This is a genomic window from Kineosporia mesophila (assembly GCF_021129235.1).
Classification (GTDB): Bacteria; Actinomycetota; Actinomycetes; order Actinomycetales; family Kineosporiaceae; genus Kineosporia; species Kineosporia mesophila.
In genome coordinates this window covers 88,835-104,203 of the sequence record NZ_JAJOMA010000004.1, presented here as the reverse complement: position 1 = coordinate 104,203, position 15,369 = coordinate 88,835, and the positions used below count along the sequence as shown (strand labels likewise).

Annotated in this window: 12 protein-coding genes; 5 read left to right on the top strand and 7 right to left on the bottom strand. The window is 71.4% G+C overall.

Features of this window, described 5'->3' with window-relative positions:
* Positions 1-2 precede the first annotated feature (2 nt).
* The gene (locus LR393_RS07095; RefSeq protein ID WP_231482514.1) at positions 3-1,025 is read right to left on the bottom strand and encodes a hypothetical protein; all 1,023 of its coding nucleotides are present in this window, start codon (positions 1,023-1,025) and stop codon (positions 3-5) included.
* A 144-nt stretch (positions 1,026-1,169) separates the two neighbouring features.
* Between LR393_RS07095 and LR393_RS07090 the strand changes: the two genes are divergently transcribed.
* On the top strand, positions 1,170-2,276 hold the full coding sequence (locus tag LR393_RS07090; RefSeq protein WP_231482513.1) for an adenosine deaminase: 1,107 nt from the start codon (positions 1,170-1,172) through the stop codon (positions 2,274-2,276).
* Positions 2,277-2,305: 29 nt separating this feature from the next.
* Positions 2,306-4,408 carry a tetratricopeptide repeat protein gene (locus tag LR393_RS36250; protein WP_231482512.1) on the top strand — a complete coding sequence of 701 codons (2,103 nt, stop codon included), beginning with the start codon at positions 2,306-2,308 and terminating at the stop codon, positions 4,406-4,408.
* Here LR393_RS36250 and LR393_RS07080 read toward each other — a convergent pair.
* Together LR393_RS07080 and LR393_RS07075 are read right to left on the bottom strand one after the other, a co-directional pair.
* Entirely contained in the window at positions 4,405-6,117 is a 1,713-nt protein-coding gene (locus LR393_RS07080) for a phospho-sugar mutase (RefSeq protein WP_231482504.1), read from the bottom strand. The two genes, LR393_RS36250 and LR393_RS07080, sit on opposite strands and share 4 nt — an antisense overlap.
* A 40-nt stretch (positions 6,118-6,157) precedes the next feature.
* On the bottom strand, positions 6,158-7,516 hold the full coding sequence (locus LR393_RS07075; RefSeq protein ID WP_331282916.1) for an NAD(P)H-quinone dehydrogenase: 1,359 nt from the start codon (positions 7,514-7,516) through the stop codon (positions 6,158-6,160).
* 133 nt (positions 7,517-7,649) lie between these two features.
* Here LR393_RS07075 and LR393_RS07070 point away from each other — a divergent pair, with 133 nt between their 5' ends.
* Together LR393_RS07070 and LR393_RS07065 are read left to right on the top strand one after the other, a co-directional pair.
* Positions 7,650-8,126 carry a gamma-glutamylcyclotransferase gene (locus tag LR393_RS07070; RefSeq protein WP_231482500.1) on the top strand — a complete coding sequence of 159 codons (477 nt, stop codon included), beginning with the start codon at positions 7,650-7,652 and terminating at the stop codon, positions 8,124-8,126.
* An 8-nt stretch (positions 8,127-8,134) separates the two neighbouring features.
* Entirely contained in the window at positions 8,135-8,947 is an 813-nt protein-coding gene (locus LR393_RS07065) for a purine-nucleoside phosphorylase (RefSeq protein ID WP_231482497.1), read from the top strand.
* An 83-nt stretch (positions 8,948-9,030) separates the two neighbouring features.
* On the opposite strand, the gene LR393_RS07060 is transcribed toward LR393_RS07065, so the two are convergent.
* On the bottom strand, positions 9,031-10,824 hold the full coding sequence (locus LR393_RS07060) for an acetyl/propionyl/methylcrotonyl-CoA carboxylase subunit alpha (protein WP_231482491.1): 1,794 nt from the start codon (positions 10,822-10,824) through the stop codon (positions 9,031-9,033).
* Positions 10,825-10,982: 158 nt separating this feature from the next.
* Between LR393_RS07060 and trxA the strand changes: the two genes are divergently transcribed.
* A complete protein-coding gene (trxA, locus tag LR393_RS07055; protein ID WP_345718740.1) occupies positions 10,983-11,357 on the top strand; it encodes a thioredoxin in 375 nt (124 codons plus the stop codon).
* Between the two features lie 29 nt (positions 11,358-11,386).
* Here trxA and LR393_RS07050 read toward each other — a convergent pair whose 3' ends face one another.
* From LR393_RS07050 to LR393_RS07040, 3 genes are all read right to left on the bottom strand, one after another.
* Entirely contained in the window at positions 11,387-12,781 is a 1,395-nt protein-coding gene (locus tag LR393_RS07050) for an endonuclease/exonuclease/phosphatase family protein (RefSeq protein WP_231482485.1), read from the bottom strand.
* A gap of 31 nt (positions 12,782-12,812) precedes the next feature.
* Entirely contained in the window at positions 12,813-14,480 is a 1,668-nt protein-coding gene (locus tag LR393_RS07045) for a putative bifunctional diguanylate cyclase/phosphodiesterase (protein ID WP_231482484.1), read from the bottom strand.
* Positions 14,481-14,629: 149 nt separating this feature from the next.
* A complete protein-coding gene (locus LR393_RS07040; protein ID WP_231482483.1) occupies positions 14,630-15,307 on the bottom strand; it encodes a Maf family protein in 678 nt (225 codons plus the stop codon).
* Positions 15,308-15,369: the final 62 nt, after the last annotated feature.

Genomic DNA, 15,369 nt, shown 5'->3' with positions numbered 1-15,369 from the left:
GCTCAAACAGCCCCTCGGGGGTCAGGAAACATCGTTTTCAGCCGGAACTTCCCGCCGGGTCGCCGCGTGTAGACCGCGATCATTCTACCGTCGGTGAAGTCGACCTCCGTGGGCGGCCGGGTGCCTGCCGGGTCACCGGTGGGATGCGTGCGGGAGCCGTTGCGCTGCACTCCCCGAATCCGTTCGCGGTAGCCCGGTCCATAGATGTCGGGCAGGGGGACAACGACTTTCATCATGCTCTCGTGTCCGGCTTCGGCCTGGCGCCGGGCCTGGTCGAAGGCTCGGCTGCTGCGGATGAACGCCTCGGCCGCCACATAGGAGGCCTCGGAGGCAACCTTCGTGGCCACCTTGGCGCACCGGTGCTGGCCGCCCGTGTCCCCGTCCACCGTGGTGCCGGTCATCGGGTCGATCCACCACAGCACCCGGTCGGTCAGCTGCTGATCGGTGACCTGGGGCCCGTGTCGTTGGGGGCCGTGGCCCTGGCGGCGCAGTTCCTCGACACGGGGCGTCATTTCGGTGTCGGTGGGGCCGAGGGCGTCGGCCGCTCCGATCTCCTCGGCGAGGTCGTCCCGGATCGTCATCAGCGCTTCGCCCGACTCCTGGAGGTCGCGGGCCAGGTCCTGCGCGACACCGACGAGCCAGCCGGCCTCGACGGTCTCCAGGTGCCGGAGCGCCTTGTCGGCGGCCAGGGCGGCGTTGTCGAGATGCTCCTCGCCGAGTTCCGCGATGACGGCGCCCAGGTGCCCGGAGACCTCGGGGGCCGACAGGTCGTCGTGCACCCGGTCGAGCACCTCCACCGCGTGGGTCAGCCGCTCCTCCAGATCCGACAGGTGGGAGAGCACTTCCGAGAGGTGCCCGGACGCGCTCTCGTAGCCGTGGGCGACCCCGTCCCATCCGGCCAGCAGCGCGTTCTCGGCCTGCGCCTGCGTGGTGTCCGCCGCCCGGCCGCACCGGGTCTGCGACTCGGCCAGCACCGTGGCCAGGCCGGTGACCGCAGCGGCGATCAGGCCGGTACGCGTTGTCACGTATCAGTTACTACAGGTGGTTACGTAACGCTGACAAGTACGGATGAACCGCTCGCCTGCGACCAACGGCCCTGGCAATTACGATCACGCGGCGGATCGGTTCGGAACCCCTATGGGACGGGTGTCGCGCTATAAGCTCCTCCCGTGACCGGTCCAATTGATTCAGCCAGCATCGCCCGGGCCCCCAAGGTCCTCCTCCACGACCACCTCGACGGTGGTCTGAGGCCGGAGACGATCGTCGGGATCTCCGCGGAGATCGGCCACGAGCTGCCCACCACCGACCCGGAAGAGCTGCGCGAATGGTTCCGCAGCAGCGCCGACTCCGGTTCCCTGGAGCGCTACCTCGAGACGTTCGTGCACACCGTCGCGGTGATGCAGCGCCGTGAAGACCTGGTGCGCGTGGCTCGTGAGGCCGCGATCGACCTGGCCGCGGACGGTGTGGTCTACGCCGAGATCCGCTGGGCCCCGGAGCAGCACCTCGAGGGTGGCCTGTCGCTCGACGACGTGGTCGTCGCGGTGCAGGAGGGTCTGGCCGAGGGTGAGAAGGAGGCCGCGGCGGCGGGTACCCCGATCCGCACCGGTCAGCTGGTCACCGCCATGCGGCACGCCGCGCGGGGTCGCGAGATCGCCGAGCTGGCCGAGCGGCACCGGGAGAACGGTGTGGTCGGTTTCGACATCGCCGGGGCCGAGGCCGGGTACCCGCCCTCGCGTCACCTCGACGCCTTCGACTACCTGCACGAAGCCAACATGCACGTGACCATTCACGCCGGTGAGGCCTTCGGCCTGCCGAGCATCTGGGAGGCCGTGCAGGTCTGCGGCGCCGACCGGCTCGGTCACGGCGTGCGGATCATGGAAGACATCGAGGTCTTGGGGGGTCGCGACAGTTACGGCCGCCCGGCCGCGAAGCTCGGCCGGCTGGCCGGGTTCGTGCGCGACAAGCGCATCCCGCTGGAGCTGTGCCCGACGAGCAACGTGCAGACGGGAGCCGCGGCGAGCGTCGCCGAGCACCCGATCGGCCTGCTGAAAGACCTGCGGTTCCGCGTCACCCTGAACACCGACAACCGGCTGATGTCCGGCACGTCGATGACCCGGGAGATGACGCTGCTCGTCGAGCAGGCGGGATGGACCCTGGAAGACCTACGATGGGTCACCATAAATGCCCTCAAGAGTGCATTCATCCCGTTCGACGAACGACTCGCCCTGATCGAGGACGTGGTCAAACCCGGTTACGCCCAACTGGCTATCAGCTGATCGGCCTGAGCTCGAAGGAGGACTGAGCGGTGGCGTACCGGCCGGCCCGCTTCCCGGGCTCCCGGCGCGTGCTCGCCGCGGATGCGGTGGGGCGCTATGACCTGCGCCGGACCATGATGGCCCGGCTGCTGGCGTCCAACCCGGCGCTCTCGTTGCTGCTCCTGGTCGGCGATGTCGAGATGGACGAACTCGACCTCGACCCCCATGCCGGTGCCGAGGCGGTGTCTGCTGCCTTCACGCGTCCCGAGCCGGATGTGCACGGCCTGATCATCGCCGGGAATCTCCTGGTCAACACGGCCGTGCAGCATCCGCGCACGAACAACGGCATGAGCCTGTACGTGCTCGGCGACCTGAAGGCCCGCAACGTGGTGATCAGCGGGCTGGAGCTCGTGGTGCACGGCGATCTGCGGGTTTCCGAGGTCTTCGCCGGGGCGGGCCCGTCCGGCGGAGCCCGGCTGGACGGCGACGTCCACGCGAAGCTGCTCGTCTCCGAGGCCTTCCCGATGCTCGTCGGCGGGCAGCTGAAGGCGCCGGTGCTGGAGACCGGCCGCACCCGGATCGGCGTGGTCGAGGGCGCGGGGGTGCGCGAGGCCAAGGGCGAGGTGCCGCCCTCGCTGGTGATGACCGGGCAGGTGCTGGAGCCCGGCCCGGAGGGCGTCGAGCTGTTCTCCTGGCCCCGTTTCAAGACCGCCGTGGCCTCCCGCGTGCCCACCCTCAGCCCCGACTACCTGGCCGGCCGCACCAACCTGGAGTCGATGCGCGAGCTGCGCCGGCTCGAGGGCGAGATCGAGGTGGTGCTCGCCGAGGGCCGGTACGCTCGCGGTGCCGAACTGCTGCGCAAGGCCCGGGCCATGGGGGCGCCCCGCAACGAGACCGGGCTGATGCTGGCCGACGCGATCTACCGGGTGCACCACGGCACCGGCAGCCGCGAGGCCCTGGCCGAGGCCCTCGAACTGCTCGACGAGGCGCTCGGTCCCAAGCCCGACACGGCCGCGGTGATGGCCCACCCGCAGGCCCTGCTGCAACGCGCGGCGATCCTGCTGCAGCTGAAGGAACACGACGACGAGGCCTTCGACCAGGCCTGGCGCGACTGCAGCCTGGCCGCGGTGACCATGCCCGCGCAGGAAAGAGCAGGCATTGCCGGGCTGATGGGGCAATGGTTGTTCACCCGTCACCGCTACGACGAGTGCGTTCCCTACCTGCGGCAGGCCCTCTCGGCCGATCCCGACGACGGCGCACAGCACGGCCGCCTGGCCCGGGCTCTGTGGATGCTCGACCGCGAGGCCGAGGCCCTGCCGCACGCCACCCGATCGCTGGAGCTGAACCCCGCCGACAACCGGATGTGGTACGTCCGGGGCAAGTGCCAGCAGGTGCTGGGCGACCCTGAGGACGCCCGTCTCGACCTGGTCACCTACCTGGAGATGCACCCCGACGACGACCTGGCCGTCGAGGCCCTGATCATCGTCGACCTGGATGCCGGGGACACCGACGAGGCGGTCGAGAGCGCCCTGCGCTTCATCGAGCACTATCCCGACATCGACGGTGCCCCAGCTCGTTTCGGCCGCCTGTTCCACCTGCGCGAACGCTACGACCTGGCCGTGCCGCTGCTGCGCCGGGCGATGCAGCTGCACCCGGAAGACTCGTCCATCGTCCGCGACCTGGCCTTCGCCCTCAACGAGAGCGGCCACGACCAGATGGGTCTCGACACCGCGCTGCGCCGCGTCGAGATCGACTCCGAGGACGACCACATCGCCTATCTGCGGGCCGAGGTCAACCTGGCGCTGAACGACCCGAACGCCGCCGAGGCCGACCTCGAAGAGTACGTGGCCCGGTACCCGCGCGCCGGCCGGGCTTTCGCGTCGCTGGCCGGTATCCGCCTGCTGCAGCTGCGCCCGGCCGAGGCGAAACGACTGCTCGAGACCGCCCGGTCGATCGCACCGGACGACTACTACATCGAGAGTGTCGTGGAGAAGGCCGGTTTTGCTCAGACCGACCTGACCGCCCTGACCGACCTGACCGAATCGGCGAGCCGGCCCACCCAGCTGATGAAGACAGGCCCCTCACCCCAGGAGGGCGAGAGGCCTGCAGTCACTCAGATGTCTTTCCGTGAAGGCGGTTACCGGCGGCCCTAGCTGATGCCCAGCGCCTGGGACACGTCGGCGGTGATGCGGGCCAGCCGGTCCGCGGCCACTTCCCGGGCCCGGTCCACCGAGCCGTCTTCCACCGGAATTACGACTTCCAGATAGCATTTCAGCTTCGGTTCGGTACCGCTCGGGCGCACGATCACCCGGTCGCCGCCGGTCGTGCGGTAGCGCAGGCCGGGCGTGCCGGGCAGCCCGTCCACTCCCGCGGACAGATCTTCGGCCGACTTCACCGGGCTGCCACCGAGATTCGCCGGTGGCCGCTGCGTGATGCGCTCGAGCATGTCCGAGATCTGGGCCAGATCGTCCACCCGCACCGAGAACTGGTCGGTGGCGTGCAGACCGTGTCGCGTGGCCAGATCGTTCAGGGCGTCGAGCAGGGTGCGCTCCTGCGCCCGTAACTGCGCCGCGTACTCGGCGATCAGCAGCGCCGCGCTGATTCCGTCTTTGTCGCGCACGGCACCGGGGGAGACGCAGTACCCCAGCGCCTCCTCGTAGGCGTACGCCAGCTCGGGAACCCGGGCCAGCCACTTGAAGCCGGTCAGGGTCTCGGTGTGACGCACGCCGTGGGCCGCCGCGACGCGGGAAAGTAGCTGCGACGACACGATCGAGCTGGCCACCACGCCCTGGGCGCCCCGGACCAGCAGGTAGTCGCCGAGCAGGGCCCCGACCTCGTCACCGCGCAGCATGCGCCAGCCGGCGCCCGGCACGGGAACCGCCACGGCGCAGCGGTCCGCGTCCGGGTCGTTGGCGATCACCAGGTCGGCACCGCGCTCGCGGGCGGCGGCCAGCGCCAGGTCGAGCGCACCGGGCTCTTCCGGGTTGGGGAAACTCACGGTGGGGAAGTCCGGGTCGGGCTGCGCCTGCTGCTCGACCAGGTAGGGGGCCGGGAAACCCGCGGCCGCGAAGGCCCGCACCGCCGTGTCCCCGCCGACACCGTGCAGCGGGGTCAGCACGATGCTGATCTCGCGGGCGCCGCCCGGTGTGAGCACGGCACCGACCGAGGCGAGGTACTCGTCCACGATCGACGGGCCGACCTGCTCCCAGCCGTCGGTGGCCATCGTCACGTCGATGGCCGGCGGTGCGGCCGAGATCTGGTGGGCGATCAGGTCGTCCATCGGGGGGACGATCTGGGCGCCACTTCCGGGGGAGGAGTCGGCCCGCCCACCCAGGTACACCTTGTAACCATTGTCCTGGGGCGGGTTATGGCTCGCCGTCACCATGATCCCGGCGTCGGCGTGCAGATGCCGCAACGCGAACGCCAGCACCGGGGTCGGCAGCGGGCCGGGCAGCAACTGGGCCACACACCCCGCCGCGGTCAGCACCGCGCAGGTGTCCCGCGCGAATACGTCCGAGTCGTGGCGGGCGTCGTACCCCACCACCACCCGGGGCGGCTCCCCGTCGGGCCCGAGGGCGTGGTGCAGATGGCCGGCGATGCCGGCGGCGGCGCGGATGACGACAGCACGGTTCATCCGGTTCGGCCCCGCGCCCAGTGCGCCGCGCAGACCCGCGGTGCCGAACTGGAGGGAGCCGGAGAAGCGTTGTACGAGATCATCGACCGCTTCACCGGAGACAGTGGAATCGCCGGAGGTGACCAGCTCGATCAGCCGGTCCACCTCGCGCCGGGTACGGGGATCGGGGTCCGCGTCCCGCCAATGGGTCGCGCGGTCTACCAGACCCGCGAGCTCGGTTTCGTCCACACCCAGAACTTACCTGGTCGTCACCGGCGTCTGCCTGCGGCTACCCGATGTGCAGCTGCCGCGCCGCCTCGGCCACCGAGCCCGAGATCGACGGGTACACGGTGAACACCGAGGCCACCTCGTCGACCGTGAGCCGGGCCGAGACCGCCAGCGTGATGGGGTGAATCAGCTCGGACGCGCGCGGGGCCACGACCGTGCCGCCGAGCACCCGGCCCGATGGCGAGGCGAACAGCTTCACGAAACCGTCGTGGATGCCCTGCATCTTGGCCCGGGCGTTGGTGGCCAGCGGCAGCTTCACCGAGACGGCCTCCAGCCCGGCGTCGACCTGGGCCTGGGTCACCCCGACAGTGGCGATCTCGGGGGAGGTGAACACGTTGGAACTCACCAGCCGCAGCTCCAGCGGGGACACCGCGTCGCCCAGCGCGTGCCACATCGCCTTGCGACCCTGCATGGCGGCGACCGAGGCCAGCGGGAACACCCCGGTGCAGTCGCCCGCCGCGTAGACCCCGCGCGCACTGGTGCGGGAGACCCGGTCGACCCCGATGTGCCCGGACGCCGAGACCGTGACCCCGGCCTCCTCCAGCCCCAGGCCGGAGGTGTTCGGCACCGCGCCGACGGCCATCAGGCAGTGCGAGCCCTCGACCGTGCGGCCGTCGGCCAGCGTGACCACGACCCCCGCGTCCGTGCGTTTGACACTCTGCGCGCGCGAACGGGACAGCACCTCCATGCCACCCCGCCGGAACACGTCTTCCAGCACCTCGGCGGCGTCCGCGTCCTCGCCCGGCAGCACCCGGTCGCGGCTGGACACCAGCGCGACCTGCGCGCCGAGCGCGTGGTAGGCGCTGGCGAACTCGGCCCCGGTCACGCCGGAGCCGACCACGACCAGCTTCTCCGGCAGTTCTTCCAGGTCGTAGAGCTGGGTCCAGTTCAGCACGCGCTCGCCGTCGGGCCGGGCGTCGGGCAGTTCCCGGGGGGCGGCGCCGGTGGAGATCAGCAGCGTGTCGGCCTCGATGACCTGGTCGCCGACCCGCACGCGGCTGGGGCCCTCGAGCACCCCGCGGCCCTCGACGATGCGCACACCCTCGGTCTCCAGGCGCCGAGTGATGTCGCGGGACTGCGCCTGGGCCAGGTCTTTCACCCGGCGGTTGACCTCGCCCAGGTCGGCCCGCACCCGGCCGAGCCCGTGGATGCCGAGCTCGCCGGAGCTGCCGACCGTGGCCAGTACCTCGGCGGTGGCGATGAGGGTCTTGCTCGGCACCACGTCGGTGAGGACCGCCGCACCGCCCGGCCCGTTCTCCTCGACCACCGTGACGTCGGCGCCGAGCTGGGACGCCACCAGCGCGGCCTCGTACCCGCCGGGCCCGCCGCCGACGATGACAATCCTGCTCTTCACGCTCACCGGGCCATTGTCCCGCACCCGGGCCGGGCGGCACGCCCGAGCGGGGTGCACGACGACACACGATGCCAATGAGTCCCAGTTGTCACACCGGGCGTTTGCACGTCAGCACCGGTGAATCCCTACTCTGTCCCTCATGGATCTCTACGCCGCCTACGGCGCGAACCTCGACCCCGAGCGGATGGCGCTGCGGGCGCCCCACTCGCCGTTGCGCGGGTTCGGGTGGATCAGCGGCTGGCGCCTCACCTTCGCCCAGGTTCCCAACGCTGTGGACGGTGCCCTGGCGACCCTGGTGGAAGACCCGGCCGCGCAGGTCTACGTCAGTCTGTACGACGTCACCTCCGGCGACGAGCAGGCGCTGGACGAGTGGGAGGGACTCGCCACCGGGCAGTCCCGGAAGATCCACGTCCGGGTGCAGACCCTGGACGGCGACGCGGTGGCCTGGGTGCACGTGCTGGACGCCTACGAGGGTGGCCTGCCCGCGGCCCACTACCTGGGCATGCTGGGCGACGCGGCCGAGGCCGGCGGTGCGCCCAGCGACTACGTGCACCACCTGCGCACCAGCCCGTGCGTGTCGAGCGACACCCCTGAGCACCTTCCCCCGAACGAGTGAGCCCTGAGATGACTGACCTTTCCCCGACCGAGCTGGCCGCCCAGGCGGCGCAGCGCCTCGCCGAGCTGACCGGTATCGAGAAGCACGACGTGGCCCTGGTTCTGGGCTCCGGCTGGGCCCCGGCCGCCGACCTGCTGGGCGAGACCGTGGCGCAGGTGCCGGCCACCGAGGTGCCGGGCTTCTCGGTCTCCGGCGTGCCCGGCCACGTGGGCCAGCTGCGCTCGGTGCGGATCAACTCGGAGGGTGCTCCCAAGCACGCCCTGATCCTCGGCAGCCGCACGCACTACTACGAGGGCAAGGGCGTGCGCGCCGTGGCCCACGGGGTGCGCACCGCCGCGGCGGCCGGTTGCTCGATGGTGGTGCTGACCAACGGCTGTGGCGGTCTGAACCCCGAATGGCCCCCCGGGACCCCGGTTCTGATCAGCGACCACATCAACCTGACCGGTGCGTCCCCGCTCGAGGGCGCCACCTTCGTCGACCTCACCGACCTGTACTCGACCCGGCTGCGGGCGATCTGCCGCGAGGTGCAGCCCGATCTGCCCGAGGGCGTCTACGCGCAGTTCCGCGGCCCGCAGTACGAGACCCCGGCCGAGGTGCGCATGGCCGGGCGGCTCGGCGCCGACCTGGTCGGCATGTCCACGGCGCTGGAGGCCATCGCGGCCCGCGAGGCCGGCCTGGAGATCCTCGGTGTCTCGCTGGTGACGAACTTCGGCGCGGGCATCACCGGCCAGCCGCTCAGCCACGCCGAGGTGCTGGCCGAGGGCAAGGCCGCCGCCGAGCGCGTGGGCTCGATGCTCGCCGAGGTCGTCCGGCGGCTCTGAGTTCCTGAAAGCTCCATGACTATGGACGTCCGGGCCGGCCGGCGCTGAACGCGCCGGTCAGCCCTTCGGTCCAGTTCTTCAATTCAGTCTTTCAGCTCACAGATCAGCGCGCCGGACGTGACGGTCCGGCCGATCTCCGCGGTCAGGGCGGTCACCGTGCCCGCCTTGTGAGCGGTCAGCGGCTGTTCCATCTTCATCGCCTCGAGCACCACGACCAGGTCGCCCACCTCCAGGCGCTGCCCCTCCTCGACGGCGACCTTGACGATCGTGCCCTGCATGGGTGAGGTCAGGGCGTCACCGCTGACGGCGGCCGCGGCCCGGTTCCGGGTGCGGCGGGGAGCCTTCTTCCCATCGGTCGCCGAGGCCCGGGCGGTGCCCGACGTGCCCAGCCCGGCCGGCAGCACCACTTCCAGGCGCTTGCCGCCGACCTCGACCACGACGCGCTCGCGCGGTTCCTCCGGGGCATCGTCGGCGGCCGGTCCGGTCCAGGGCGCGATGGTGTTGTCGAACTCGGTCTCGATCCAGCGGGTGTGCACGCTGAACGGCTCACTGGCGAAGGCCGGATCCGCCACGACGGCCCGGTGGAAGGGCAGCACCGTGGGCAGGCCCTCGACCACGAACTCGCCCAGCGCCCGCCGCGCCCGCTCCAGCGCCTGGCGACGGGTGGCGCCGGTGACGATCAGCTTGGCCAGCATCGAGTCGAACCCGCCACCGATCACCGAACCCGCGACCACGCCGGAGTCCAGGCGCACGCCCGGGCCGGACGGGGGTTCGAAGACCACGACGGTGCCCGGCTGGGGCAGGAAGTTGCGCCCCGCGTCCTCACCGTTGATCCGGAACTCGATCGAGTGCCCGCGGATCGCCGGGTCGTCGTAACCCAGCGGCTCGCCCGCGGCGACCCGGAGCTGCTCGCGCACCAGGTCCAGCCCGGTGACCTCCTCGGAGACCGGGTGCTCGACCTGAAGACGGGTGTTGACCTCCAGGAACGAGATCGTGCCGTCCGGGCCGATCAGGAACTCACACGTCCCGGCGCCGACGTATCCGGCCTCGGACAGGATCGCCTTGGACGCCCGGTAGAGCTCGGCCCTCTGCTCCTGCGTCAAGAACGGCGCGGGAGCCTCCTCGACCAGCTTCTGGTTGCGCCGCTGCAGCGAGCAGTCCCGGGTGGAGACGACCACCACGTGACCGTGCGCGTCGGCCAGGCACTGGGTCTCCACGTGCCGCGGATGATCGAGGAACCGTTCGACGAAGCACTCGCCGCGCCCGAACGCGGCCACGGCCTCGCGGGTCGCGGACTCGAACAGCTCCGGGATCTCCTCCAGCGTGCGGGCGACCTTCAGCCCCCGCCCACCACCGCCGAACGCCGCCTTGATGGCCACCGGGAGCCCGTGTTCGCGGGCGAAGGTGACCACCTCGTCCGCAGTTCGCACCGGATCTTTCGTGCCCGGAACCAAGGGCGCACCGGCGCGCTGGGCGATGTGGCGGGCCTTGACCTTGTCGCCGAGCGCATCGATCGCCGAGGGGGGCGGCCCGATCCAGGTCAGGCCGGCGGCGATGACGGCGGTGGCGAAGTCGGCGTTCTCGGCCAGGAACCCGTAGCCCGGATGCACCGCGTCGGCGCCGGAGCGGGCGGCCACGTCGAGCAATTTGTCCACGACGAGGTACGACTGCGCGGCGGTGGTGCCGTCCAGCGAGTAGGCCTCGTCGGCCACGGTGACGTGCAGGGCATCACGGTCGGGCTCGGCGTACACGGCCACCGAGGCGATACCGGCGTCCCGGCAGGCGCGCGCGATCCGCACCGCGATCTCGCCACGGTTGGCGATCAGGACCTTGCTGATGGGCCGGGGGCTACCCGGCTCCGGGGACGGCGTCGTCATCTCGGCTCCCTCTCGACAACCTCTCGACATCGGAGAGTATCGCCGGTATCGCTCTCCCGGACCCCTCGGGAAGTGGCTCAGGACACGTTGAAGGGGGGCAGTCGCCCTCCGGCCGGCTCTCCCGGGAACAGTGCCGCGGGGAAGTCGGTTGACCAACCGTGGCTACTATGACGATGACCCAGCAGAACCACGACGAAACGGTCAAGGACGGCATTGTCCTGATCGACTTCTGGGCCTCCTGGTGCGGTCCGTGCCGCCAGTTCGCCCCCGTCTTCGAGAAGGCTTCCCAGACGAATGAGGACGCCAAGTTCGCCAAGGTGGACACCGAGGACCAGCAGGAACTCGCTGCGCAGTACGGCGTGACCTCGATCCCGACGCTGGTGGTCTACCGCGACGGCATCCCGGTGTTCGGCCAGCCCGGCGCCCTTCCCGAGGCAGCCCTGACCGACATCCTGCGTCAGGTGCGCGACCTCGACATGGAAGAGGTCCGCACCCAGTACGAGGCCCAGCTGAAGGAAGCCGGCCGTAGCTGATCCGACGTCCCGAGGTGCCGGTGGGCTGATCAGCCCACCGGCACCTCCAGCGCCGCGACGATCGCCCGGTGTGAACTGCCGCCGATGTTGGCCGTCGCGGTCGAGCCCACGCCGAGCTTCTCGTCCACCAGCACGTGGTCGGCCGGGGTGACCGGCAGCGGTGACCACGAGGGCCAGGTGGGCCGCAGGCCCTTGCCGGTGATGTCGGCCGCGTCTTCCCAGCCGGCCTTCTCGAGCATCCGGAACGCCGGCTGCCAAGGAGCCACGTTGAGGCCGCCGACCAGGAACGATCCGCTCGTGGCGCCCTCGACCCGCTGGTGTGAGAGCCGGTTCAGGCCGGCCCGCCAGCCCTTCCCGGGCCGCAGCGGGCTCCCCGGCAACTGGGCCACGGTCAGGCCGACCCGGGCCTTGTTCACCTCGAGCACCCCGGTGGCGACGGGTGAGTCGTACCCCTCCGCCTCGGTGAGGCCGGAGATGGTGAGCCGGCTCCAGATCCCGATGCCGTCGGTCTGGTCGCCCGACACGTGCATCCACACCGGCGGCGTGTTCCGGCTCAGGCCCGACACCGTCAGCTCGTGGGCCAGCGTGGTGCTCAGGCCGGTGACGATCACCACGTCCGCCGAGTAGTCGGTCGCCGCGCCCACCACGTCCGAGGCGCTCGCCCGACCGTGGTTACCGTCCACCGTCATCACCCGCACGGTGTCCGTCGTGCCGGCGGGCAGGTCCCGGGACGAGGCGTACCCCGCGACCATCGCCCAGGGCAGCAGCGCGGCCAGCGTGGCGATGCCGGTCGAGATGAAGTGCTTGCCACCCACCCCGATCGCGATCACCGGCAGGGCGCAGATCGTCACCAGCGGCACCAGGGCCGACGGGGCGGAGACCAGCGGCGACACCGAGTCGAGGAACATCGTGGCGGTCCACAGCGCCAGGAGCAGGGCGATCGCGGTCAGCCAGAGGCCCGCGCGGCGACGCCGGCGCGGGTCGGTGGGGTGGTGCGGGTCGTGGTCGTCGTCAGAGCGGTCGTCCTGGCGGTCGTCGTGGTCGTCGTGCGGATCCGGGCCGACACCGCCCAGGGGAGTCGGACGCGCGGGGAAGCGTTCGGCCAGGGGCCCGCGCCCGGGGCGTTCCAGGCGGCGACCCGGCGGTTCTTCCGGTTCGGGCACGTCCCAGGGGGCCGGGGCCTTCTGCCGCGCGGTGGGGCTGGTGCCGGTCGGGCTGGTGGTGGTCGGGCTGGTGCTGGTCGGGCTGGTGCTGGGAGAACGGTCCACCGGCACCGGGCGTACGGGCAGCCCACCGCTCAGGGTCTGGGCGCGCTCGGCAGCCTCACGCTCCGCACGCAGCTCGCGACGCGTCTTCGGGGTCGTCGGTGCGGCGCCGGTCTCCTGCTCGCGGCGTGATCCGCGTTCCGGGGAGCGGCCGTCCATGATTCGACAACTTATCCCAAGGAACCGTGGGTCAGGGTCGAGATGCGCGATCTGTGGACAATGCGGGTACGGTGCGTAACCGTTCGAGGAACTCCGGGGCGGTCACCGCGCCCCCGTAGAGCAGACCCTGCCCGGTGTCGCAGCCGAGGTCGGCCAGCTGCCGGGCGGTCGGGCCCTGCTCGATCCCTTCGGCCACCACCCGGGCCTTCAGACCGTGGGCCATCGCGATGGTGTGCTGCACGATCGTGGCGGTCGACTCCCGGGCCAGGTCCGTGACGAACGCCTGGTCGAGCTTCACCTCGTCCACCGGCAGCTGCCGCAGGTACGACAGCGACGAGTACCCGGTGCCGAAGTCGTCGATCGAGACCGAGATGCCGTCCTGACGCCAGCGCCGCAGCAGCACGGACGCCGCCTCCGGATCGGTGAGCAGCGACTGCTCGGTGATCTCCACCCGCAGCGCGGCCGGGGGCAGCGACTGCCGTTGCAGGGCCGCCCATACCCGGCCGGGCAGTTCCTCGTCGCGTAGGTCGTCGGCGCTCAGGTTCACGCTCACCGGCACGTGATGACCCTCCCGCCACCACGAGGCGCAGGCGGCCAGGGCCTGGTCGAGCACGAGAGCGGCCATCGGCCGGGCCAGCCCGGTGTGCTCGGTCAGCGGCAGGAAGACGGCCGGCAGCAGCACCCCCTCGTGCGGGTGACGCCAGCGGGCCAGGGCCTCGGCGCCCACGATGCGCCCGCTGCCCAGATCGACCTGGGGCTGCAGGTGCACCTCGATGTCGCCGCGGGTCAGGGCCAGGCGCAGTTCGGCGGTGCGGCGCAGCCGCTCACCGCTGTCGTCGTCGCCCGGGTCGTACAGCGACTGCCCGGTGCGGTCGCGCCGGGCGTGGTGCAGGGCCACGTCGGCCCGGCGCAGCAGGTCGGACCGTTCCGGGGGGAGAGAGGGCGGGCTGGTCGCGATGCCGATGCTCGCCGCCGTGTGCAGCCGCGACCCGCACACGTCGAACGGCTCGTGCAGAGCGGTCTGCAGGCCGTTCGCGATGCGCTGGGCCTCGTCCTGCCCGGCCCCCGGGAGCAGGACGGCGAATTCGTTGCCGCCCAGCCGGGCCAGCATCTGCCCGGGCCGGAGCGAGGAGCGCAGCCGGGCCCCGACCGCCGTCAGCAGCCGGTCGCCGGTCTCGTGCCCGAGGGCCTCGTTGACGTCGCGGAAGTTGTCCAGGTCGATCAGCAGCATGGATCCGGTGCCCGCCCCGGGCGCGGCCAGCGCCTGGGCCAGGGCCCGGCGGCTGGCCAGGCCGGTGAGGGGGTCGGTGTCGTCCCGGTCGGGCTGCGGCCCGCGGGCGCTCCGCAGCAGCGTGCGGGCCCGGAAACCGGCCATGACCAGACAGGCCAGGGCGATGCCCGCCCCGATGCTCGAGGTGTGCGGCACTCCCTGCGTCACCGTCACGAGCACGGCGCAGGCGCCGACGACCACGGCGATCAAGGCGGTCACCTGGAGGACGAGCCACGCGGGCAACTTCTCCTCTTCGTGCACCCGGTTGCGCTCGGTGACATCGGTGTCAGCTGGGTGCGGCGTCACGAGCATCGGCGGCGAGGGGCGGGGGACGATCGCCGCACCGGCGAGGTCCGGTCGGCCCGCGGGGGTCGTCCGGATCTTCAGGTCCGCGCTCTGACCTGTGTGTTCGAGGTCAATGCGGGGCAATTCACTCGTTTCGGTCGCGGTGGTCGGGCGATGCCGGCTGGCCCTGGTCAAGCCCATGTGAACCAGTCTTGACGGTGATCGTGGGGTCGGCAACCGAAACAGATAGATGCCACCAACTGGTGTCACATGCGAAACTTGGCCACGTTCTGTTACTTCCCTGTCCAGAGCGACGGCCAGGCCACGCCAAGTTCCGTCGTCAGGTCGCGCAGCAGCGGCAGCGACAGCCCGACCACGCCGTGGTGATCGCCCTCGATCCCGCTGACGAAGGCCCCGCCGATCCCGTCCACGGTGAAGGCGCCCGCCACCGCCAGCGGTTCGCCGGTGGCCACGTAGGCCTCGATCTCCTCGTCGGTGACCTTGGCGAAGTGCACGGTGGTGATCGAGACCGCACCGAGTGTGCCGCCGGTGCCGCCGTTCTCGGTGTCGCGCAGGTCGATCAGCCAGTGCCCGGTGCACAGCCGTCCGCTACGCCCGCGCATCTCCTTCCAGCGCCGCACCGCGTCCTGCGCGTCGGCGGGCTTGCCCAGGGCGACGCCGTCCAGGTCCAGCACCGAGTCGCAGCCAAGCACCAGACCGGGCTCGGGAGCCTCGTCGTCCTCGTCGTCCTGGTCGAGGTACTCCCGCTCCACCGTGCGGGCGACGTCCTCGGCCTTCTCCTTGGCCAGGAGCAGCGCGACGTCTTCCGGCTCGGTGATGCCGGTGCGGGCCAGCACGGCCGGCTCGTCGACGTCCGACACCCGCACGGCGGGCTCGATCCCGGCCGCGCGCAGGGTGGCCAGGCGCGCGGGGGAGGCAGAGGCGAGGGTCAGGGGGATATGAGTGCTCACGGCGGACAAGTGAAGCAGTCAGTTGACGAGCCCGGCGCCCGGCGCCCCGGGACGTGCTCGTG

Excerpts from the sequence above, each read along its gene's own strand:
- LR393_RS07060 (WP_231482491.1), bottom strand. The coding sequence starts at position 10,824 with ATGACGACGCCGTCCCCGGAGCCGGGTAGCCCCCGGCCCATCAGCAAG.
- LR393_RS07065 (WP_231482497.1), top strand. The coding sequence starts at position 8,135 with ATGACTGACCTTTCCCCGACCGAGCTGGCCGCCCAGGCGGCGCAGCGC.
- LR393_RS07050 (WP_231482485.1), bottom strand. The coding sequence starts at position 12,781 with ATGGACGGCCGCTCCCCGGAACGCGGATCACGCCGCGAGCAGGAGACC.
- LR393_RS07070 (WP_231482500.1), top strand. The coding sequence starts at position 7,650 with ATGGATCTCTACGCCGCCTACGGCGCGAACCTCGACCCCGAGCGGATG.